Annotated in this window: 20 protein-coding genes; 5 read left to right on the plus strand and 15 right to left on the minus strand. The window is 64.9% G+C overall.

The features are described 5' to 3' along the window. Window positions 1–47 precede the first annotated feature (47 nt). The 7 genes from NLR35_RS02750 to eno all read right to left on the minus strand — a co-directional run bounded on the left by NLR35_RS02750 (window position 48) and on the right by eno (window position 7566). Window positions 48–839, minus strand: coding sequence for an aldolase (locus tag NLR35_RS02750; RefSeq protein ID WP_257165012.1), 792 nt, complete (start codon window positions 837–839; stop codon window positions 48–50). Window positions 840–996: 157 nt separating this feature from the next. Further along, a complete protein-coding gene (locus NLR35_RS02755; RefSeq protein WP_257165013.1) occupies window positions 997–1554 on the minus strand; it encodes an NADPH-dependent FMN reductase in 558 nt (185 codons plus the stop codon). A 143-nt stretch (window positions 1555–1697) separates the two neighbouring features. Then, window positions 1698–2564: a hypothetical protein gene (locus tag NLR35_RS02760; protein WP_257165014.1), complete on the minus strand. Its 867-nt coding sequence runs from the start codon at window positions 2562–2564 to the stop codon at window positions 1698–1700. A gap of 117 nt (window positions 2565–2681) precedes the next feature. Next, a complete protein-coding gene (locus NLR35_RS02765) occupies window positions 2682–3857 on the minus strand; it encodes a serine hydrolase (protein WP_257165015.1) in 1176 nt (391 codons plus the stop codon). Between the two features lie 128 nt (window positions 3858–3985). Next, window positions 3986–4984: an MBL fold metallo-hydrolase gene (locus NLR35_RS02770; protein ID WP_257165016.1), complete on the minus strand. Its 999-nt coding sequence runs from the start codon at window positions 4982–4984 to the stop codon at window positions 3986–3988. A gap of 128 nt (window positions 4985–5112) precedes the next feature. After that, entirely contained in the window at window positions 5113–6246 is a 1134-nt protein-coding gene (locus tag NLR35_RS02775) for a zinc-binding dehydrogenase (RefSeq protein WP_257165017.1), read from the minus strand. Window positions 6247–6282: 36 nt separating this feature from the next. Continuing rightward, window positions 6283–7566: a phosphopyruvate hydratase gene (eno, locus tag NLR35_RS02780; RefSeq protein WP_257165018.1), complete on the minus strand. Its 1284-nt coding sequence runs from the start codon at window positions 7564–7566 to the stop codon at window positions 6283–6285. A gap of 158 nt (window positions 7567–7724) precedes the next feature. Here eno and queF point away from each other — a divergent pair, with 158 nt between their 5' ends. Next, window positions 7725–8201 (plus strand): preQ(1) synthase, encoded by a 477-nt coding sequence (gene queF, locus NLR35_RS02785; RefSeq protein WP_257165019.1) that lies wholly within the window; start codon window positions 7725–7727, stop codon window positions 8199–8201. A 23-nt stretch (window positions 8202–8224) separates the two neighbouring features. On the opposite strand, the gene NLR35_RS02790 is transcribed toward queF, so the two are convergent. Continuing rightward, entirely contained in the window at window positions 8225–8803 is a 579-nt protein-coding gene (locus NLR35_RS02790; protein WP_257165020.1) for a hypothetical protein, read from the minus strand. Window positions 8804–9068: 265 nt separating this feature from the next. Between NLR35_RS02790 and NLR35_RS02795 the strand changes: the two genes are divergently transcribed. Continuing rightward, the gene (locus NLR35_RS02795; RefSeq protein ID WP_257165021.1) at window positions 9069–9611 is read left to right on the plus strand and encodes a hypothetical protein; all 543 of its coding nucleotides are present in this window, start codon (window positions 9069–9071) and stop codon (window positions 9609–9611) included. 111 nt (window positions 9612–9722) lie between these two features. On the opposite strand, the gene NLR35_RS02800 is transcribed toward NLR35_RS02795, so the two are convergent. From NLR35_RS02800 to secG, 6 genes are all read right to left on the minus strand, one after another. After that, window positions 9723–10016: a YrhB family protein gene (locus tag NLR35_RS02800; RefSeq protein WP_257165022.1), complete on the minus strand. Its 294-nt coding sequence runs from the start codon at window positions 10014–10016 to the stop codon at window positions 9723–9725. A gap of 1561 nt (window positions 10017–11577) precedes the next feature. Then, window positions 11578–12801, minus strand: a complete 1224-nt coding sequence (locus tag NLR35_RS02805; protein ID WP_257165023.1) for an MFS transporter — start codon at window positions 12799–12801, stop codon at window positions 11578–11580. Next, window positions 12801–13664, minus strand: coding sequence for a 3-deoxy-8-phosphooctulonate synthase (kdsA, locus tag NLR35_RS02810; RefSeq protein ID WP_257165024.1), 864 nt, complete (start codon window positions 13662–13664; stop codon window positions 12801–12803). The genes NLR35_RS02805 and kdsA overlap by 1 nt, the downstream gene beginning before the upstream one ends. 120 nt (window positions 13665–13784) lie before the next feature. Continuing rightward, the gene (locus tag NLR35_RS02815; protein ID WP_257165025.1) at window positions 13785–14111 is read right to left on the minus strand and encodes an NIPSNAP family protein; all 327 of its coding nucleotides are present in this window, start codon (window positions 14109–14111) and stop codon (window positions 13785–13787) included. Between the two features lie 198 nt (window positions 14112–14309). Then, on the minus strand, window positions 14310–15941 hold the full coding sequence (locus NLR35_RS02820) for a CTP synthase (protein ID WP_257165026.1): 1632 nt from the start codon (window positions 15939–15941) through the stop codon (window positions 14310–14312). 167 nt (window positions 15942–16108) lie between these two features. Beyond that, window positions 16109–16492, minus strand: a complete 384-nt coding sequence (secG, locus tag NLR35_RS02825) for a preprotein translocase subunit SecG (protein WP_257165027.1) — start codon at window positions 16490–16492, stop codon at window positions 16109–16111. A gap of 210 nt (window positions 16493–16702) precedes the next feature. Between secG and NLR35_RS02830 the strand changes: the two genes are divergently transcribed. Both NLR35_RS02830 and NLR35_RS02835 read left to right on the plus strand, forming a co-directional pair. Further along, the gene (locus NLR35_RS02830) at window positions 16703–17269 is read left to right on the plus strand and encodes an XRE family transcriptional regulator (protein WP_257165028.1); all 567 of its coding nucleotides are present in this window, start codon (window positions 16703–16705) and stop codon (window positions 17267–17269) included. A gap of 2 nt (window positions 17270–17271) precedes the next feature. After that, window positions 17272–17796 (plus strand): GNAT family N-acetyltransferase, encoded by a 525-nt coding sequence (locus tag NLR35_RS02835; protein ID WP_257165029.1) that lies wholly within the window; start codon window positions 17272–17274, stop codon window positions 17794–17796. A 22-nt stretch (window positions 17797–17818) separates the two neighbouring features. Here NLR35_RS02835 and tpiA read toward each other — a convergent pair whose 3' ends face one another. Continuing rightward, on the minus strand, window positions 17819–18574 hold the full coding sequence (tpiA, locus tag NLR35_RS02840) for a triose-phosphate isomerase (RefSeq protein ID WP_257165030.1): 756 nt from the start codon (window positions 18572–18574) through the stop codon (window positions 17819–17821). A gap of 223 nt (window positions 18575–18797) precedes the next feature. Here tpiA and NLR35_RS02845 point away from each other — a divergent pair, with 223 nt between their 5' ends. Next, window positions 18798–20708, plus strand: coding sequence for a peptidylprolyl isomerase (locus NLR35_RS02845; RefSeq protein WP_257165031.1), 1911 nt, complete (start codon window positions 18798–18800; stop codon window positions 20706–20708). Window positions 20709–20718: the final 10 nt, after the last annotated feature.

Raw genomic sequence — 20718 nt, forward strand, 5'->3', positions numbered from 1 at the left:
GTTAAGGAAACGCTAACCCTGCGCGTCCGCCCAACCCGTTGCCGCGCTCACGTCCGGTAGGCCGGCTCCTCCGCATCGAGCGTCCGCTTGACCGCCTCGAGATGCAGCCGGGCCGATTCCGCATCGCCCTCGCGCATCTGGCGGTAGGCCGCCGCGGCGATCTCGGGCGCGACCGGCACCACCTTGCGCCCGGTCGACAGCGCCAGGCACTGCACCTCGCAGGCGCGCTCCAGGTAATACAGATCGTCCCACGCCTCGGCGATGGTCGGCGCCAGCACCATCACGCCGTGGTGCTTCATGAAGACGATGTCGGCGTCGCCGATCGCGCCGGCGATGCGGTCGCCCTCGCGGTTGTCGAGCGCCAGGCCGTTGTAGTTTTCGTCGACGGCGGTGCGGCCGTAGAATTTCAGCGCGGTCTGGCCGGCGAAGATCAGCGGCGGTCCCTCGGTCATCGACAGCGCGGTGGCATAGGGCATGTGAGTGTGGAAGGCGACCTTGGCCCGCGGCAGCGCCTTGTGGATGCGCGCGTGGATGTAGAAGGCGGTCGCTTCGGGCTGGCCGTCACCGGTGACGACGTTGCCGTCGAAATCGCACACCAGGAGCTTCGAGGCCGTCAGCTCACGGAAGGCGTAGCCATGGGGATTGACGATGAAGAGGTCGTCATAGCCGGGCACCAGCGCCGAGAAGTGATTGCAGATGCCTTCTTCCAGCCCGTGCCGCGCCGCCATCCGGAAGCAGGCGGCGAGATCGACCCGCGCCTGCCAGACCGCGTCGGTATCGAGCTTCGGCTGGTTCGCTCCCGGCTTCGACGAGCTGGCGGGCGTGAAGGAATGGGCCATGGCGTGTCCTCGGATCGCGCTTCGTTGCGCAGGTGACCGACGCCTTGAAAACGGATCGGGCAAGGCGCGTCAACAAGGCGCGTCGACGCCCTGCCCTGATCATAGCCGCCATGCGCAAGGCGACCGCGCCCGCGGTCGCCTTGGAAGGCCGGCGCCGTCAGCCGTTCTGCTTGGCCACGAAGGCGGCGAACGCGTCGAGATATTGCTGCAGCACCGTCTTCAGCGAGTCCTTGGTCAGCTCGCCATTGCCGTCGAAGGCGTCGCCGACGCCGTTCAGGTAGATCTCCGGCTGGCCCATGATCGGACCCGAGATGCCCGGCATGATGTTCTGCAGATGCTTCGCGGCCGCGACGCCGCCGAGCGGCCCCGGCGAGTTGGAGATCAGGCCGACCGGCTTGCCGAGGAACGAGCTCTGGCCATAGGGCCGCGAGGCGATGTCGATCGCGTTCTTCAGTACGCCGGGGATCGAGCGGTTGTATTCCGGCGTCAGGATCAGCACCCCGTTCGAGGCCTTCAGCTTGTCGCGCAACGCGAGCCACTCGGCCGGCGGATTGGCTTCGACATCCTGGTTGAAGAACGACAGGCCCTCGAGCGTGACCACCTCGATCTTGAGGCTGGCCGGCGCCAGCTTGGCCATCGCCTTGGCGATCTTGAGCGTGAAGCTCTCCTTGCGGAGACTGCCGACGAGGGCGACGATCGAATATGGGGCGGGCATGGAGGCATCCTTCTGCATTGAAATCGTGGGCGGACCTTAAGCGCCCCACGCAGTTTCATGCAAGTGCATGAACACCAACCGCCAGGAAACGCAATGTTTCCGAACGCGCCGCCGGCGATCAAGGGCGCCGGTCACTCCCATCTTCACTCAGTGTTGAAGAAGACGCCGTAGCACTCGTTGGTCACGGTCGTCGGGATCGCCTGGGCCTGCGGCGACATCGGCTTGGGCACGGCGACGACCTTCCATCGGCCGGCCTTGTTCAGCCAGAATTTGCGGGTGGACGTCGCGATCCGGCGTTCGGAATATTTGGTGGCCGCCCACATCATGATGAACTTCGGCTTCGGCGGCGCCACCTCCTGCCAGAGACCGAGGCCGTCGGATGGCGCGTACCACAGATGCCATTCGATCTTCTGAAACTCGTGATGCGCGACGACGACCTGGACGACGGAGTTGACCTTCACCGCGTGCCAACCGATCTCCGCGGGCGAGAGCAATTGACAGCTTGTATGCAGCGGCTCCTGAACGTGCAGCAGATCGACCTTCTGGCTCGGTGACAGCAGGCTCGGCGAGGCCGGCGTCCCCGCATTGGGATCGTTGGCGGCGGAGGCGCAGATCGGCACGTCGGACGGGCCCTGCCCGGTCCAGGGATTATGGCTGCAGGTGACGTGGCGGGACAACGTTCCGCCGGTGGTCGTCGCCGTTTCCTCGGCAAGGCCGGTTTCGCGGTCCCACGTGCCGGTGAACTTCGTCGTCTTGGTCGGCGGACAGGCCGTGGTCGAACCGGAGGTCCACCAATGCGTCGCCTCGAGCTCGTAGAGCGAGTAGCGGGGCTGCGGATAGTAGACCGCCTTGACGCCGGTGAGCGCATGGTGCGCGACGCATCCCCAGCCCTTGGTGTCGAGCCAGCAGACCAGCGGATAGCTCTCGCTCGGCCAGCATCCGGCCCGGGCCGGCGACGAGCCAGCCAGCGTCAGAATCATGATCGCGGCGGCGAGAAGGTATGCGCGCATGATCTCCTCCCAGGTCGGGATCCTGGAGGGGACGCTGCCCCCGGCAAAGCCGGGACGCCTTGATCGGCATCAACCCTTTCGCGATGCTTGGCTCAACTGCACGCGCTGCGATCGCCGCTAGCCGGCCCCCTGCTCACGCAGCACGCGAGCGAATTCCGCCACCGCCTGATGCGTCAGCCAGATCGCCTGGCCGTCGACCGGCTGCGCCCAGCTCGAGAGCTTCGCGATCACGATCGAGTTGGCGGCATCGACGAACAGGTTCTGGCCGTGAATGCCCATCGCGAACATCAGCTGCGGCTGATCGTTGGTCACATACCAGCCGCTGCGATAGTGCATGTTGCGGCTGATGGCGGCAAAGTTGTCGCGCCATTGGCCGTTGCGCCAAGCCTCGACGTCGCCGTTCTGCCTGATGTCATCGAGCCAGCCTTGCGGGATGATCGCGTGCGAGCCGCGCCGGCCGCCCGACAGCACGAGCTGGCCGAGCCGGGCGACGTCGCGCAAGGTTGCGCAAAAGCCGCCGGTGCAGCGCGGCGCGCCCTTGCGATCGACGGTGATGAACGCCTCGCCGCTGGCCCCCATCGGCTGCCACAGCAAGGTGCCGACCAGGCTCGCGAAGCTGCGGCCGGTCGCGCGCTCGATCGCCCAGCCCAGGAGATCGGTGTTCGACGAGACGTAGGTGAACGCGCCGCCATGCGGCTTCGCCTGCGCGCGCATCGTCGCGAAGAAGTCGTGCAGGTTCGGCGTCGCGCCTGGTGCCACCGGCTCCCAGCCGGCGGCGTCGGCATAGGCCTGCAGGCCCACGGCGTCGAACACGATGCCGGCGCGCATGTCGGTGAGCTGACGGATCGTGGCGCCGCGATAGGCGGTGCCTTCGACCTCCGGCACGTAGCGCGTGACCTCGGCGTCGATATCGATCTCGCCGCGCTCGGCGAGGATGCCGAGCATCAGGCCGGTGATCGACTTGGTCGCGGACATCAGGATGTGCGGCGTGTCGCGGTCGGTGCCGCCGTCGTAGGTCTCGAACACGATGCGGCCGTCATGCAGGATCAGCAGCCCGTCGGTGGCCGTGGCCTTCAGGAAGCCTTCGAGATCGAGCGTGCCGCCTTTCGGCAGCTTGAGGCGGAAATCCTCGAAGGAAACAGGGCTCGCCGGCAGCGGCCAGGCACTGCCCGGCGCGCTCGCGATATCCGCGACCGGCAAGATCGAGCGGATGTTGTGAAACGCCCAACGGCTGAACGGCGCGGTGCGCCAGTTGGAGAGATCAGCGGTGGAGGGAGATGGTTCTGACGACATGCGAGACCCTGCGGACTGCGAAGCGTCCGACATAGGCGTTCACGACGGCTACGGAAAGCCCGAGATTCGCATATGCAAAAAAGAACAGGCCGCCCGGAGGCGGCCTGTTGCATGATCGCTCTCGCTGATCAGAGCACCGGATTCCACGGCGCCGGGATCAGCCGGTACTTGGCGCCGTCCTTCTCGACATAGCCGACCGAGGGGAACGAGAAGTGGAAGCCGATCACCTTGGCCTTCTCGGTTGCGGCCATGTCGTAGAACTTGTGCCGCGTCTCCTGGGCCTGCGCCGCGTCGGTGTCGAACATCACGTGCCAATCCGGATTGCGCAGGAACAGCTCGGGGATGTTGGTGACGTCCGACTGGATCAACACCTTGGCGTTGCCCGAGGCGACCGCGAACGAGGTATGGCCGGGGGTGTGGCCGGGGGTCGAGAGCGCGGTGATGCCGGACGCGACCTCCTTGTCCCACTCGTACTGCGTGACCTTGTTTTCCAGGCCGCCGAACACCTTCTTGAAGTTGGCGAAGTTGCCCTTCATCAGCTCGGACTGCGCCTTGGCGGCGTTCTCGTCGCTATTCCAGAACGCCCACTCCACCGACGGCACCTTGATCTCGGCATTCGGAAACGCCAGCGAGCCGTCGGCCAGCTTGAGGCCGTTGATGTGGTCGCCATGCATGTGGGAGAGCACGACGACGTCGATGCTCTTGGGATCGACGCCCGCAGCCGCGAGGTTCTGCAAGGTGCGGCCGACCGCCCCCTTGCTGGCCTCGAAAGCGCCGACGCCGTTGCCGGTGTCGATCAGGACCAGCTTGGAGCCGGTGTTGATCAGCTGCGGATTGAACGGGATCGTGATCATGCCCTTCGGCATGTAGGAGCCCTCCGCCGCCGCGAGCGCCTCGTCCTTCGCGGTGTTGACCACGAACTTGTCGGGCATCGGGAAGGTGCGCGCGCCGTCGTTGATCGAGGTGCACTCGTAGTCGCCGACCTTGTAGCGGTAGAATCCGGGCGCCTGGGCGCCGGCGGGCGCCACGGCCGCGCGGGCGCCGCTGCCGGCGAGCGGCGACAGGGCGCTGGCAGCGCCGGCCACGGCCGCACCGGCCAGGAATCGACGGCGATCCAATTGGGTCATGATAAAATCTCTCCTCAGAGCTTCACGCGGCAGACACCGCCCCCGAACCAAAACGGCGCGGATTGTCGTCGGCCGCAGGCCAAACGCAAGCCTGTCCGCAACGTCCGGGGAGCGGCGTTAGGTCACTTCTATTTGTGCGGGGCGATAAGGAATTTTTCGCCAGTCGCCCGTTTGGCGTACGCCGCGAGGTTGGCCGGATCGAGCGCCTCGGTCAGCGAGACCGACTTGGTATAGTGGCTGGCAAAGGTGGTCTTGAGCTCGTCGACGACCCGCTGGCGCAGCCGCTCGGAATCCGCCTTGCCGATCTTCATCAGGAACGGAAACAGCAGCCAGCCGCCGACGCTCCAGGTCATGCCGAAGGCGCGCGTGATCTCGGTCGGTCTGACATCGAGGCTGCCGTAGATGTAGACCTGCTTGTGCACGGCCGAGCCGTAGCGGCTGTAGGGATGCTTGCCCGACTTGTTGATCGCCGCTTCCATCGCGTTGAGGATCTGGCCGGCGAGCTTGCCGCCGCCGATCGCGTCGAAGGCGATGGTCGCGCCGGTCTCGACCAGCGCCGCGGTCAGCTCCTCCATGAAGGCCGGCGAGGTCGAATCCACCACGTACTTCGCGCCGATGCCGCGCAGCAGTGCCGCCTGGTCGGCGCTGCGCACGATGTTGACCAGCGCAATGCCGTCCTTGAGGCAGATCTTGTTCAGCATCTGCCCGAGGTTGGACGCCGCCGCGGTATGCACCAGCGCTGTATGGCCCTCGCGCTTCATCGTCTCAGTCATGCCGAGCGAGGTCAGCGGATTGACGAAGCAGGATGCGCCCTCCTCCGGCGTCGTGCCGGCCGGCAGCGGCAGGCACTCGGAGACCTTCAGGCAGCGATACTGGCTGTACATCGCGCCGCCGATCGCAGCCACCGTGCGGCCCATCAGCGCCTTGGCGGCCTCCGACGATCCGGTCTTGACCACGACACCGGCGCCCTCATTGCCGATCGGCAGCGACTCGTCGGCCCGGGCCGCCATCGCCCGCATGCCCGCTTCGGGCACGGTCGCGGTGATCACGGGACGATCCTTCGTGCCCAACGCCTTGACGGTCGAGAGGTCGGCCGCGCCGACGAGCAGGCCGAGATCCGACGGATTGATCGGCGCCGCCTCGATGCGGACCACCACCTCGTCGGGCCCCGGCTCAGGGGTCGGCACGTCGACGAGCGACAGTTCGAGCTCACCGCTGCGCTTGATCAATGTCCGCAGTTGCAGGCCGGTCTCGCCACTCATCTGTGCTTCCCCTGTTGTGTTGTCGTCAGCGCGCGATCAGGCCAGCGCTTTCAGCGCCGCGCGGCCGGCATATTTGGCCTGCGCGTCCAGCTCCTGCTCGATGCGCAGCAGCTGGTTGTACTTGGCGGTGCGGTCGGCGCGGGCCAGCGAGCCGGTCTTGATCTGCCCGCAATTGGTGGCGACCGCGAGGTCGGCGATGGTCGAATCCTCGGTCTCGCCGGAGCGGTGCGACATCACGGCGGTGTAGCCGGCCTTGTAGGCCATCTCGACCGCGGCCAAGGTCTCGGTCAGCGTGCCGATCTGGTTGACCTTGATCAGGATCGAATTGGCGCGGCCGTTGCGGATGCCGTCCTCGAGACGATTCACATTGGTGACGAACAGGTCGTCGCCGACCAGCTGGCACTTGGCGCCGATCAGGTCGGTCAGCTCCTTCCAGCCGTCCATGTCGTCCTCGGACATGCCGTCCTCGATCGAGCAGATCGGATAACGCGCGACGAGGTCGGCGAGATACTTCGCCTGCTCCGAGCGCGAGCGGCTCTTGTTCTCGCCCTCATAGACGTACTTGCCGTCCTTGAAGAACTCGGTCGCGGCGCAGTCCAGCGCCAGCATCACGTCCTCGCCCGCGGTGTAGCCGGCCTTGCCGATCGCGGCCATGACGAAGTCGAGCGCGGCATCCGCCGACGGCAGGTTCGGCGCGAAGCCGCCCTCGTCGCCGACATTGGTGTTGTGCCCGGCCTTCTTCAGCTCGCCCTTCAGCGTGTGGAAGATCTCCGAGCCGCAGCGCAGCGCCTCCGCAAACGTCGGCGCGCCCACCGGCATGATCATGAATTCCTGGAAGTCGATCGGGTTGTCGGCGTGGACGCCGCCATTGACGATGTTCATCATCGGCACCGGCAGAGTGCGCGCCGAGGTGCCGCCGACGTAACGATACAGCGGCATGTCATAGGAGATCGCCGCCGCCTTGGCGCAGGCGAGCGAGACACCGAGGATGGCGTTGGCGCCGATCCGGCTCTTGTTCTCGGTGCCGTCGAGCTCGATCAGGATCTGGTCGATCTGGACCTGGTCCTGCACCGACATGTCGGCCAGCGCCTCATAGATCTCGTCATTGACCGCTTCGACCGCCTTCTGGACGCCCTTGCCGAGATAGCGATGCTTGTCGCCGTCGCGCAGCTCGACCGCCTCATGGGCGCCGGTGGAGGCACCCGACGGAACCGCGGCGCGGCCGACCGAGCCGTCCTCCAACACGACGTCGACCTCGACCGTGGGATTGCCGCGGCTGTCCAGGATTTCGCGGCCGATGATGTCGACGATGGCGGTCATGGGGGTCCTCGTGAGACGTTTCCAGGTGGGCTTTGCTGCGCCGCTTCTACCGCAAGGTCACGGGGGCGAAAAGGCCACCTGAGGCGGAAATCACGAACCGGATGACGCGGGCGCTTCGATTGGCTAAACGGGCGCCTCCGCGGCAGGTGACACGACACATGGCGAAAAAATCCAACCCATCCCTGACATCGGCCGGCCTTCAGCTGGGCCGCGAGGTCGCGCCCCCCGACAGCCCGAAGGCCGCCAGGCTCGACCGCGTTCCCAACCCGCAGAAGGACACCGATTACCTGGCCCGCTTCACCGTGCCGGAGTTCACTTCGCTGTGCCCGGTGACGGGCCAGCCGGACTTCGCCCATCTCGTGATCGATTACGCCCCCGGCCCCTGGCTGGTGGAATCCAAGTCACTCAAGCTGTACCTCGCGAGCTTCCGCAACCACGGCGCCTTCCACGAGGACTGCACGGTCGCCATCGGCAAGCGCCTGGCTTCAGAGATCAAGCCCAAATGGCTGCGCATCGGCGGCTACTGGTACCCCCGCGGCGGCATCCCGATCGACGTGTTCTGGCAGACCGGCAAGCTGCCGAAGGGCCTGTGGGTGCCGGAGCAAGGCGTGGCGCCATATCGCGGCCGCGGCTGAGCGATCGATCGCTCGGCCGCGCCTCAATAGGCGGCAAAGCCGTCAAATTTAGCCTTGTAGGCCGCCGGACAAAGCACCTCGAACGTATTGATGATCTCGGGCGTCCTGCAGGCGCTGCAATTGCCGACGATCTTGTCGTTGCGATGATCCTTCCAGTCGGTGCGGATCGACTTCTTGTTGCCTTCGCCATTCGACTGGGGCTCGCCGGTGCCGACCAGCGAGTAGTTGCCGAACTCCGTGTAGACAGTGTTTTTCGAGCACATCGCCCGCCGCTTGGACGGCTTGCCGTCATTGAGGTCCATGACCTGCTTGGCGCACCGCGCCACTTCCGCCGGATTGATGTCGTCAGGCGGCGGCTCGCGCAGGCACCTCTCGATCGCGTCGTCGAGCTCGATCCGGAACGAGACCTCCGCTTTGTCGCTGTCCGGATCGGAGAGGGTCAGAATGGTCGCATCACCCCGGTGCGAGCTGAGCAGGATCTTGGCTGGCGCGCTGGCGGCGGTTCGCGGACCTTCGGACTTGGCCGGCGGCTGCGCCAGCGCCTGATGGAAACTCCCCGCCACCATCGCGACAACCAGCAACCAACGCCCCGCCTGCTTCACTGCCGTTCTCCCTCTGCCCGATGACATTAGCGAGAACAAACCATAAACGCAAGCTGATATTGCCTCCGCTAGTCGCCTCTACCGTTAGCTGCACGGGCCGAACACCTTTGCCTCGCCCGATTGCAATCGACGTCCACGCGATCTGAAGCTGCCATACGGTGCTTGCACTCGATAGCCGAAGCGCCATTGGGTTAGCGAACTTGAGTGTCCAGCACTGTCACCGTCATCCTCGAAGACCAGGTCGGGGCAGAAGTTCACCCTGTGGATGGAAGCGGCATTGCGCCTGGGCGGCAGGTCGAGTTACCGCACATCAAGTGGTGGGATTGGTCAGGGGGCAATGGAGCCGGTGCCGGAGGGCACATCCACTTCGATCCTATCAATGGGGGCTTCTAGGATGGACTTCAGTCATCTGGGGCCGTTGGTGCCCGACACGGAAGCGAAGCAAATACGTGCACGTCTTCTGGCGCGTCTTGAGGGTTATTTCTTTTCGGACCGCTCGGACGCAATTCCAATTGCTTGCAGAATTGAGCCAACGGGCCGTGCTGATGAACTTCAAGAAAGTTGGTTCTCTGGAGCTCAAACTGTGATCGTCTATATGGAGAACTACGAAACCATGATTCGCACCCCCGCGCCGGTTGTGCTTCAGTTTCTGAAAGCTCGGGAGCCTTGGCAAGATTTTGACGTCTGCATCTTCGATGACGGGATAAGCTGGTGTGTCGCCTTGACTCACAACGATGAAGTGAAGCGGGTGAGACTGGTGGATCACGGTGACAGTACTGGACTGCCCCCCTCAAGTGAGACGCGATAATCCCGGAATACGGTGGCAGTTTACACAATTTCGATCCGAGCGATGGGACACCCGGCGACAAGGTTAGGTGCACCTGTGTCAACGTAATCCTGCTCGCTTCCAGAGTGGCGATCAATGATCATCTCTCATTTCTGCGAGAACCAGCTTCAGTCCTTCCTGCCACGATATGTAGGTCGGCAAATGTCGAAGAGTCCCGTTGCGATCTATAAATATTGGACCATTTCCGGCGAGAGCATAACGAAATTCTCCCGTCTCCTGATGCAGCTTTGAATCATAAAAGAAGAGCCATCCTCGCTCCACATCCTTCGTTTTCTCTTCGAGAACCACCAACTCGCATTCAGCCACGTTCTCGAGCTCCGCAATTCGGCTAGATGCCAGCTTTCGCGCTTCGTCGAACGAAATCATCAGTCGGTTCTCATATCTCGTTTCCTGCAACTCAATTTCACGACAGCTTCTTCTTCCGATAGAGTCCAAAAAAACCCGCTATTTCAAAAGCGACTTGACTCGCTCTCGCTCGAACATACCAATTTCTTGCTGCCACTCGGTATACTTGGCGGCTTCGATGGGAACACCGATAAGATGAAACCCGGACTTGTCTTCGTACATCGCTACGAAATAGTCTTTCACGAGCTGACGCGGGGGTGGTGGGACCTTCAGCGTAGCTTAGATCGCTTCCGAACGTCACGTAGATGCTCGCCAGCTCTGGTCGCTTGCCTCGGATAACCTCAAGCACCCTCAACCAAACTGCACAGGGCTCGCGGGGAACGTTGCTCGAAGGACGTCCGGATTGGTCAACATTGCGGATATCTGTAGGCGGGTTCAGCACCCGCACCTTGGCCAACACGACGTTATCCTCTGATGACGGGACCTTGGGTTTCGGTATCTCTTGAGGGATCTCTTCCGAGAAGTAGGTGATCAAGCCATCGGCTGGCGCCTTCACGATCGCCGCGGTCCAAAACAGGACAACACAGACGAAATAGCTTGCGAACGACCTCATCACTTTCGACCTCGACCCGCTCAATGAATCGGATGTCGCACCCCAGGACACGCTCGATCTTCCGGCCGCGCTCGATGGCGACTGAGTCGCCCGACGGGCACGCGCCCCGCTCGATGGTCTCATTCCGGACGGTCAGTAACCGTTGCTCCCGGAAGTCGATTACTGCCGCGTTTACAAGCCGATCACTGCGACCATATCTCGCGCAAGAAAATTCTTCTTTCGCTTTATCGGAATTCATGATTGACTGTTGCCGTCCCGTCTCGATCAGAGGGACGCTTCGCGGTCGTCACGGACGTTGAGGCGGGATGCGGTGGGTCTGTCGGGGTCGCAGCGTGGTCAGTCATGCGGACGAACGAGCCTGATGCGCCGGCGAAATCGTATGGTCCTGGCCTCCCGACGCTGAGGTCACGCTGGCGGTGATGATCCGCCGGTCACGGGGGCAAGACAGCCGGTCCCCGGGGAGAGTACGTATAAGCCGCCCAACCATCGCGCGGGGAATGCCGGGAAGTCTCGGCTGAACCTGTGGTTCCTGCCGCCTGCATTTTTCCGCAGGCGGGCCATGGGGGCGGCCAGCTCCCGGCATTCCCCGTGCCCTCTTCTCGGAAGGAGGGCATGTCCAAAGGCAAAGCTCGGACGCAGAGGCGTCGCGAGACGGCGGCGGTGCGTCCCGCGCGAATGATGAGCTGAAGCCAAATGTCTCAGCCGTGCGTGTTCAGCATCGAGGGGAAGAAACGGCCTCCTCGCTCTTGCCTGAGGCTATCGCAGTCGACAATGGGCATTTTGCGCTCGCCTGCCTCCACGTCGTCATGGCCGGGATTGTCCCGGCCATCCACGTCGTTCGGCACGCTGAGGAATACGTGGATGCCCGGGTCAAGCCCGGGCATGACGGAGCAACAAATTAGCAGCTGCTCTTGGAGCAATGTCACTAAGTCTTCGAACGAAGAAGGCCCGCACTCGCGGCTTAGACCGTCACATCGTCGTCGCATCCGCCGGCGGCCTCTGCCGCAACAGTGCGGCGCAGGCGAAGCCGAGGGCGACCATCAGGGCGGCGGCGATGAGCAGCGTCGGCTGCTTGCCGCCATGGACGACGCCGAAGCCATAGGCGATCGGGCCGACCGTCTGGCCGAGGAAGAAGAAGAACGAGTGCAGCGACATCGCGGTGGCGCGCGCGCCGATCGACAGCTCGCTGGCGAACACCTGCAGGCAGCCATGGATCATGTAGAAGCCCCAGCCCATCATCAGCATGCAGGCGAATTGCAGCTTCCAGCCGGGGCCGAAAGCAAGCGCGGCAAGCTGCAGGGCCACCAGGGCGGCGCCCACGATCATCATGCCCTTCACGCCGAGCCGCGGCAGGAAGCTCGACACCGTGAAGGTGTAGAACAGGCCGCCGACCGCAAAGCCCGCGATGACGATGCCGGCGATCGACAGCGAGGTCTCGCCGAGGTCGAACAGGAACGCGGCGATGAACGGAAACAGCCCGAACACGCAGCAGCCTTCGACGAACACCGCCGGGAAGCAGAAGCGCGCATTCGGATTGGTGAAGATGGTGCGGTAGCCCTTCTTCAGCGCGGCGAGATCCGTGGTCGCGACATGCGTCACCTTCGCGCCGCGGAAGCCGGCCGCCACCGCCAGCGAGGCGATCAGACCGAGCGCGCCGAGGATCGCGAGCACGCCGCGCCAGCCGATGAAATCGCCGATGATGCCGGACGCCGTGGCGCCGAGCAGATTGCCGGCCATGGAGCCCGCCAGCGTGCGGCCGATGGCGACCTGGCGCTTGTCGGGCGCGACGAGATCGGCGGTCAGCCCGAGCGCCACCGGAAACACGCCGCCGGAGGCGATGCCGGCCAGGATGCGCGTGGCGAACAGCAGCGGAAACGAGGTCGCGAGCGCGCCGAGGATGCTGGCGACACCGAGCAGCGCCAGGCACAAGGTCATCAACCGCGCCTTGCCGAACAGATCGGCGGCAGCGCCAATCGCCGGCTGGATCAGCGCGTAGATCAACGCATAGCCGGCGGCGATGCCGGCCGCCGTGGCGATGCTGATCGAAAAATCCTCGGCGACATGCGGCAGCACCGGATCGAGCGCCCGCGTCGACAGCGCCGCCGAGAAGCCCGCCAGCGCGATGATGTTGACCGCCGGCGGAAACTTGTTGGCGGGCTTGTTGTCGGAAGGCTTGGCGACGGGCTGGTGCATCAGCTGATGGCGTCTGCCGTCTGCGCCTTGGCCAGCCGGTCGAAATCCATCAGCGTCCTCAAGAGGGCCTCGAACTGTGCGAGCGGCACCATGTTCGGTCCGTCGGAGGGCGCATGATCCGGATCGGGATGAGTCTCGATGAACACGCCGGCCACGCCGACCGCGACCGCAGCGCGTGCGAGCACCGGCACGAATTCGCGCTGGCCGCCCGACGAGGTGCCCTGCCCGCCCGGCTGCTGCACCGAATGCGTCGCATCGAAGATGACCGGCGCGCCGGTCATCTTCGCCATGATCGGCAGCGCGCGCATGTCGGACACCAGCGTGTTGTAGCCGAACGAGACGCCGCGCTCGGTCGCCAGCACGTTTGGATTGCCGGCGCCGGTGATCTTGGCGACCACATTGGCCATGTCCCACGGGGCCAGGAACTGGCCCTTCTTGACGTTGACGACCTTGCCGGTCGCAGCCGCCGCAAGCAGCAGGTCGGTCTGCCGGCACAGGAAGGCCGGGATCTGCAGGATGTCGACCGCCTGAGCCACATCGGCGCATTGGCCGGCGTCGTGGACATCGGTCAGCACGGGCAGGCCGAGCGAGGCGCGGATCTCGGCGAAGATCGGCAGCGACTGCGCGAGCCCCAGCCCGCGCGCGGCCGAGCCGCTGGTGCGGTTGGCCTTGTCGAACGAGGTCTTGTAGACGAGGCCGATGCCGAGCCGCGTCGCGATCTCCTTCAGCGCCGAGGCGACCTCCAGCGCGTGCCCGCGGCTCTCGAGCTGACAGGGACCTGCGATCACCGCGAGCGGCAGCTGATTGCCAAAGCGGACGGAGCCGGCAGTCACGACCGGCGCGGCAGAGATCGGAGCGTTCACGGCATCATCCTCTTTGTGAGCGCGCGACCATGGCCAATCCCGCCCCCCGGATCAACCCGGCAGAAACCCGCGAATATCAGGGTTGCGGGGAGAATCATCCCCGCCTCCCTGCGCTCCGCTTCATTTGAGGGCCGAGAACGCCGTCGGCACCAGGAACTGGCTGGTGATGTTGGCGACGATCTGGCCGTCCTCCTCGCTCTTGGCGCGCGCCGCGATCCAATCCGGATTGGTCATGAACGCCGTCCATTTGGTCTCGCGTTCGGCAAGCGACGCCCAGGCGAGGAAGTAGGTCAGGTCCTGGTTGGATTCGCCGATCAGGGTGGTGAAGAAGCCGACGGGGCGGATACCGTGCTTCTCCCACAGCTTCAGCGTCGTGTTTTCGAAGCGCTTCAGCAGCGCCGGCAGCCGGCCCGGAATGCAGCGATAGATGCGGCTCTCGTAGATCATGTGATCCTCCCTGATCTGTTCTTGCTTCGCGTGAACAGGGAGCGTTGTCGCAACAATCACTGCTGCCGTCAAAGGCCACGTGACGCGCCGCAACCGTCATTGCGAGGAGCGCAAGCAACGAAGCAATCCAGAGTCCCGCCCGCGACTCTGGATTGCTTCGCTACGCTCGCAATGACGGCACTTGCCGAGGCAAGCCTGCTACACCAGCCGCGACTGCACCATCGCGGCCTGGATGAACGACGCGAACAGCGGATGCGGCTCGAACGGGCGCGACTTCAGCTCAGGGTGGAATTGGACACCGATGAACCACGGGTGGTCCTCGTACTCCACGATCTCCGGCAGCACGCCGTCGGGCGACAGGCCGGAGAACTTCAAGCCATGCTGCTCGAGGCGGTCCTTGTAGGCCGTGTTGACCTCGTAGCGATGGCGATGCCGCTCGGAGATCTCCGTCGCGCCGCCATACACCTCGGACACGCGGCTGCCGCGCTTGAGCGCCGCGGGATACGCGCCGAGCCGCATCGTGCCGCCGAGATCGCCGCTCTTGGAGCGCTTCTCCAGTTCGTTGCCGCGCAGCCACTCGGTCATCAGGCCGACCAGCGGCTCCTTCGTCGGACCGAACTCGGTGGAGTTGGCCTCGGTGATTCCAACGAGATTGCGCGCGGCCTCGATCACGGCCATCTGCATGCCGAAGCAGATGCCGAAATACGGCACGTCGCGCTCCCTGGCGAACTGCGCCGCGCGGATCTTGCCCTCGGCGCCGCGCTGGCCGAAGCCGCCGGGCACCAGGATGCCGTTGACGTGCTCCAGGAACGGCGCGGGGTCCTCGTTCTCGAACACCTCGCTCTCGATCCAGTCGAGCTTGACGCGGACCTTGTTGGCGATGCCGCCATGCGACAGCGCCTCGATCAGCGACTTGTAGGCGTCCTTCATGCCGGTGTACTTGCCGACGATCGCAATCGTCACGTCGCCTTCCGGATTGCGGACGCGCTCGTTGATCGTGTGCCAGCTGGCCAGCGCGGGCGGCACCCGCGGCTCGATTCCGAATGCGGCCAGCACTTCTCCGTCGAGACCGGCGGCGTGATAGGCCTCCGGCACGGCGTAGATGTTGTCGACGTCGCGCGCCTCGATCACGGCGCTTTCGCGCACGTTGCAGAACAGGCCGAGCTTGCGCCGCTCCTCCTTCGGGATCTCGCGATCGGTGCGGCACAGCAGGATGTCCGGCTGGATGCCGATCGAGCGCAGCTCCTTCACCGAATGCTGCGTCGGCTTGGTCTTCAGCTCGCCGGCGCTCGGGATGTACGGCAGCAGCGTGAGGTGGATGTAGATCGCGTGGTCGCGCGGCAGCTCGTTCTTGAGCTGGCGGATCGCCTCGAAGAACGGCAGGCCCTCGATGTCGCCGACGGTGCCGCCGATCTCGACCAGGACGAAATCGTACTCGTCGTTGCCCGACAGCACGAAATCCTTGATCGCGTTGGTGACGTGCGGGACCACCTGGATGGTCGCGCCGAGATAATCGCCGCGGCGCTCCTTGGTCAGGATGTCCTGGTAGATCCGCCCCGTGGTGATGTTGTCGGCCTTGGTCGCGGGCCGCCCCGTGAAGCGTTCGTAATGGCCGAGATCGAGATCGGTCTCGGCGCCGTCGTCCGTCACGAATACTTCGCCGTGCTGATACGGCGACATCGTGCCTGGATCGAGGTTGAGATAGGGGTCGAGCTTGCGAAGCCGGACCTTGTAGCCACGGGCCTGCAGCAGCGCGCCTAACGCGGCTGAAGCCAGACCCTTTCCGAGCGAGGAAACCACGCCGCCGGTGATGAAGATGTACCGCGCCATGGGACCCTACCTTTAATGCCGCTGGTGCGATTCGCCAAAACGAATCGTGGTCGGCCCGCAACGTTGTCGCGGGCCTGTGGGTTACGTCAAAATGTGAATGGCCTCAGAGACTTGAGGCCGCTTCCTGATGCAGGACGCCAATTGCGTTCCTGCATGGCTTCCCCGCGTTATTGCGACTGCGGGGCGGACGGCGCGCCCGGCGCCGCAGGCGCCTGCTGCTCGTCGGCCTTCTTCAACTGGTCGAGCACACCGCCAGAGCCCGGCGCCACCGGCGTCGCACCACCGGACTGCGTCTGGCCGGGCACGGTGCCGAGAATCGAAGTGGGCTTGCGGTCGAGGCCGGCGAGCCAGGTCAGCAGCAGGCTGGTGATGAAGAAGCCGACCGCCAGGATCGCCGTCGTGCGCGTCAGCAGGTTCGCCGTGCCGCGGCTCGACATGAAGCCGGCGCCTCCGCCCATGCCGAGGCCTCCGCCTTCGGACTTCTGCAACAGCACCGCGCCGATCAGGACGGCGACGATCATGAGGTGGATGACGATCAAGACAGTCTGCATGGTGACCTTCCGTCACAAGCCCTCGCTGGCCCCGACCGGGGGCCGGGATCGCGAGAGCTTCGCGGGCTATTCGGAAATTTGCGCGGTGTTACACGATCAAATCGGGCAACGCCACCCCGCAGATAATCGCAAGCACGCTTCGCACAAGCACCGACGCCCGCCGCGCCGCTCCCTCTTGCACGCGAGCCGTACTTCCATTAAAAGAGACATATGGATCATATAATAGACGGTTTCAGCCAGCGGCTCGCCCGACGCCTCCAGCTGGAGCGGGACGGCCGGGGCTGGTCGCTGGCCGACCTTGCCGAGCGCTCGGGTGTCTCGAAGGCCACGATCAGCAAGATCGAGCGCGCGGAAGTAAGCCCGACGGCGGTGGTCCTGGTCAAGCTGGCCAGCGCCTTCGAGCTCACGCTGGCCGGCCTGATGCTCCGCGCGGAAGCCCAGCCGGAGCGCGTGTCCAGAGCCAGCGAGCAGCCGGTCTGGCGCGACCCCGACACCGGCTATGTCAGGCGGCAGGTGTTCCTGCGTCCGGACCATCCGGTCGAGCTTGTGTCGGTGGAGATGCCGGCCGGGCGCAGCGTGACCCTGCCCGCCTCGTCCTACATCCACATCCGCCAGCTGCTCTGGGTGCAAAGCGGACGACTCACCATCATCGAAGGCGCCGAACGCCATGAGCTCGGCCCCGGCGACTGCCTCGGCTTCGGCCCGCCGATCGATACCACCTTCGCCAATGAGACCGACGCGCCCTGCACCTATGTGGTGGCGCTTGCCCGGAGTTGAGAATGTCCGCGATTCGAATTGCAGCGCTCACCGACACGCCAGCGGTCCGGACCGCCCTGAGCGCAACGCTGATCGAGACGGTCGCCAATGGCGGGTCGGTCAGCTTCATGCACCCTCTCAGCCTTGAGGACGCAGATTCGTTCTGGCGGGATTCGCTGGCCGCGTCCGCGCGCGGCGAGCGAATCGTTCTTGGCGCTCTCGACGAAGACGATGTGGTTGGGACGGTCACGCTGCAGCTGAAGCTGCCGCCGAACCAGCCGCATCGGGCCGAGATCGCCAAGATGATGACCCGCGTCAGTCACCGCAAGCGCGGCATCGCCACCGCGCTGCTGCAGGCGGCCGAGCGCCAGGCTCTGCAGCACGGACGAACGATGCTCGTGCTCGACACGGCGACCGACGGCGGCGCCTCTGCTCTCTATGAGAGCCTCGGATTCCAGCTCAGCGGAATCATCCCCGACTATGCGCTGAAGCCGCATGGCGGCCTCACCGGGACAATGATCTATTGGAAGCGGATCGCTGCCGGTTGAGGCGTTTTGTCAGACGGCTCTCTCAGCAGCCCTTCGCAATTGCGAGAAAATCAGCAGCCTTCAGGCTGGCGCCGCCGACCAGCGCGCCATTCACGTTGGCAACCGCCATCAGCTCGGCCGCATTGGAGGGCTTCACCGAACCGCCATAAAGGATCCGCATCCGCGCCCCCTCGTCCTTGAAGCGGTCGATCAGCAATTGCCGGATAAAGGCATGAATTTGCTCGATATCCCTAGCCGTCGGCGTCAGCCCGGTGCCGATCGCCCAGACCGGCTCATAGGCGACGACCAGATTGTCGGCCCGCGAGCCCTGCGGCAGGCTGAGGTTCAGCTGGCCGCGCAGAATGTCGAGCGTCTGCCCGGCATCGCGCTGCTGCTGGGTCTCGCCGACGCAGACGATCGCCACCAACCCGGCGCGCCACACCGCCTCGGTCTTCTGATGCACCGCGATATCGCTTTCGCCGTGGTCGGCCCGGCGCTCGGAATGGCCGACGATGACGGCGCTCGCGCCGGCGTCGGCCAACATCTCGGCCGAGAGATCGCCGGTATGGGCGCCCGATGCCTTGGCGTGGCAATCCTGCGCGCCGATGGCGACCGCCGTGTTGCCGCGCGCCTTGTCGGCAAAGGCAGCCACCAGGGTGGCCGGCGGACAGACCAGCAGGTCGGCCTTGGCTGTGACCTCGGCCGCGCCAGCCAGCATCGCGTCGAACTCGGCGGTCGACGCCTTCAGGCCGTTCATTTTCCAATTGCCGGCGATCAGGGGGCGGATGCGGTCAGTCATGGCGGGATTCCAGCAAGCATTGGGACTAAGATCGGCTAGCAGAGCCCGGCCGGGAGTACCAGAGCGGGCACAGGCTTCCCACCGCTTCAATCCGCCTCAGGGCCGAGGTTGCGACCGGCGGGCTGCCTCTTTATAAGCCGTTTCAACGCGGTGACGGCCTCTTGCAGAATCTGCTTCAAGGCGCGTCCGTCTCATCCTTTTTTCCTGCAGACAGATTGGACCCATGCTTCGAGGATTACGCAAGGCCTCATCAAACTGGCTCGGCAAGACCATCATGGCGGTGGTCATGGGCGTTTTGATCGTCAGCTTCGGCATCTGGGGCATCGCCGACATCTTCCGCGGCTTCGGTCAATCCACGGCTGCAACCGTGGGACGCACCGAGATCTCGATCAACGAGTTCCGCCAGATCTATACCGACCGCCTGCAGCAGATCGGCCGCCAGATCGGGCGCCCGCTGACCCAGGACCAGGCCCGGATGTTCGGGCTCGACCGCTCCGTGCTGCAGCAGACGATCGCGGAAGCTGCGCTCGACGAGCAGGCCCGCCGGCTCGGTCTCGGCCAGTCCGATGCCGAAACGATGCGGGTGATCCTCAGCGATCCCAACTTCAAGGGCCCGAACGGCGCCTTTGACCCGCAGCGCTTCCAGGCCATCATCCGCAATTTCGGCTTCACCGAGCAGCGCTACCTGGCCGACCAGCGCCGGCAGTCGTTGCGGCGGCAGATCACCGGGACGATCGCGGCCGGACTCGAGCCGTCCACCATCATGCTCGATGCCCTCAGCCGCTTCCAGAACGAGCAGCGCTCGATCGACTACATCAAGCTGGACGCGGCGCAGGCTGGCACCATCGAGGCGCCCTCGCCCGAGGTCCTCGCGTCCTACTTCGACGAGCACAAGGCACAGTTCAAGGCGCCCGAGTATCGCAAGCTCTCTTTCGTCCTGGTGACACCCGAAGAGATCGGCAAGTCGACCGACGTGTCCGACGAGGATGCGCGGAAGGTGTTCGACCAGCGCAAGGCGCTGATGGGAACGCCGGAGAAGCGCCAGGTCCAGCAGATGACGTTCCCGAGCATGGAGGAAGCCCAGGCCGCGCGCGCTCGGATCGCCGCCGGTGAGGTCACGTTCGACGAACTCGCCAAGGAGCGTAACCTCAATCCCTCCGACCTCGATCTCGGTCTGGTGACGAAGTCGGCGATCCTCGATCCCGCCGTGGCCGATACCGCCTTCTCGCTGCCGACCGGCGAGGTCAGCCAGCCGGTCAAGGGCGCGTTCAACGTCGCGCTGGTGAAGGTGAGCGCGATCCAGCCGGGCCAGGAGCCTGCCTATGAGAGCGTCGCCGCCGACATCAAGAAGGAGATCGCCGCCGACCGCGCCAAGGCGCAGGTCGCCAATCTCCGTGACAAGATGGAGGACGAGCGCGGCGGCGGAGCAAGCGTCGCCGAGGCAGCCAAGAAGCTCGGCCTCAATGCGGTGACGATCGAAGCGGTGGATCGGTCCGGCAAGCAGCCCAACGGCCAGCCTGTCCCGAACATTCCGCTTGGCCTCGACGTCGTCTCCCAGGCCTTCAACAGCGATGTCGGCGTCGACAACGAGCCGATCTCGTTCCGCGGCGGCTATGTGTGGTTTGAGGTGCTCGGCATCACCCCGCCGCGCGATCGCACGCTCGACGAGGTCAAGGACCAGGTCGCCGCCAAATGGCGCGACGATGAGGTCGCAGCCAAGCTGCGCGCCAAGGCCACCGAACTCGTCAAGAAGCTCAACGAGGGCGGCAAGCTCGCGGACGAGGCGACTGCGCTCGGCGTGAAGCTGGAGAACGCGACCGCGTTCAAGCGCGATGCGAGCCTGCCGGGCGTCCCGACAGGAGCCATCACCGCAGCATTCCGCACGGCCAAGGACGGCGTCGGCCAGACCGAGGCCGATGGCGGCAAGCAGTGGATCGTCTTCCGCGTGACCGACATCGTCGATCCCAAGGTCGACCTCGCTTCCGAAGACGTGAAGAAGCTGAAGGACCAACTGCAACGCGCGCTGGCCGACGAGCAGGGCACGTCGTATGTCCTGAAGCTCGAAAAGGACATCGGGACCACGATCAACGAAGCTGCCGTGGCCCAGGTGGTCGGCGGCGGCAGCAATCAATGATCGATCGCTG

This window comes from Bradyrhizobium sp. SRS-191, from assembly GCF_024586915.1.
In the GTDB taxonomy this organism is placed as follows: domain Bacteria; phylum Pseudomonadota; class Alphaproteobacteria; order Rhizobiales; family Xanthobacteraceae; genus Bradyrhizobium.

Excerpts from the sequence above, each read along its gene's own strand:
- eno (WP_257165018.1), bottom strand. The coding sequence starts at position 7,566 with ATGACCGCCATCGTCGACATCATCGGCCGCGAAATCCTGGACAGCCGC.
- NLR35_RS02760 (WP_257165014.1), bottom strand. The coding sequence starts at position 2,564 with ATGCGCGCATACCTTCTCGCCGCCGCGATCATGATTCTGACGCTGGCT.
- NLR35_RS02820 (WP_257165026.1), bottom strand. The coding sequence starts at position 15,941 with ATGGCGCGGTACATCTTCATCACCGGCGGCGTGGTTTCCTCGCTCGGA.
- queF (WP_257165019.1), top strand. The coding sequence starts at position 7,725 with ATGGCGAAAAAATCCAACCCATCCCTGACATCGGCCGGCCTTCAGCTG.
- NLR35_RS02750 (WP_257165012.1), bottom strand. The coding sequence starts at position 839 with ATGGCCCATTCCTTCACGCCCGCCAGCTCGTCGAAGCCGGGAGCGAAC.
- NLR35_RS02830 (WP_257165028.1), top strand. The coding sequence starts at position 16,703 with ATGGATCATATAATAGACGGTTTCAGCCAGCGGCTCGCCCGACGCCTC.
- NLR35_RS02835 (WP_257165029.1), top strand. The coding sequence starts at position 17,272 with ATGTCCGCGATTCGAATTGCAGCGCTCACCGACACGCCAGCGGTCCGG.
- NLR35_RS02845 (WP_257165031.1), top strand. The coding sequence starts at position 18,798 with ATGCTTCGAGGATTACGCAAGGCCTCATCAAACTGGCTCGGCAAGACC.
- NLR35_RS02775 (WP_257165017.1), bottom strand. The coding sequence starts at position 6,246 with ATGAGTGGCGAGACCGGCCTGCAACTGCGGACATTGATCAAGCGCAGC.
- NLR35_RS02770 (WP_257165016.1), bottom strand. The coding sequence starts at position 4,984 with ATGACCCAATTGGATCGCCGTCGATTCCTGGCCGGTGCGGCCGTGGCC.
- tpiA (WP_257165030.1), bottom strand. The coding sequence starts at position 18,574 with ATGACTGACCGCATCCGCCCCCTGATCGCCGGCAATTGGAAAATGAAC.
- NLR35_RS02755 (WP_257165013.1), bottom strand. The coding sequence starts at position 1,554 with ATGCCCGCCCCATATTCGATCGTCGCCCTCGTCGGCAGTCTCCGCAAG.
- NLR35_RS02805 (WP_257165023.1), bottom strand. The coding sequence starts at position 12,801 with ATGCACCAGCCCGTCGCCAAGCCTTCCGACAACAAGCCCGCCAACAAG.
- NLR35_RS02795 (WP_257165021.1), top strand. The coding sequence starts at position 9,069 with ATGGAAGCGGCATTGCGCCTGGGCGGCAGGTCGAGTTACCGCACATCA.
- NLR35_RS02815 (WP_257165025.1), bottom strand. The coding sequence starts at position 14,111 with ATGATCTACGAGAGCCGCATCTATCGCTGCATTCCGGGCCGGCTGCCG.
- secG (WP_257165027.1), bottom strand. The coding sequence starts at position 16,492 with ATGCAGACTGTCTTGATCGTCATCCACCTCATGATCGTCGCCGTCCTG.
- NLR35_RS02800 (WP_257165022.1), bottom strand. The coding sequence starts at position 10,016 with ATGATTTCGTTCGACGAAGCGCGAAAGCTGGCATCTAGCCGAATTGCG.
- NLR35_RS02765 (WP_257165015.1), bottom strand. The coding sequence starts at position 3,857 with ATGTCGTCAGAACCATCTCCCTCCACCGCTGATCTCTCCAACTGGCGC.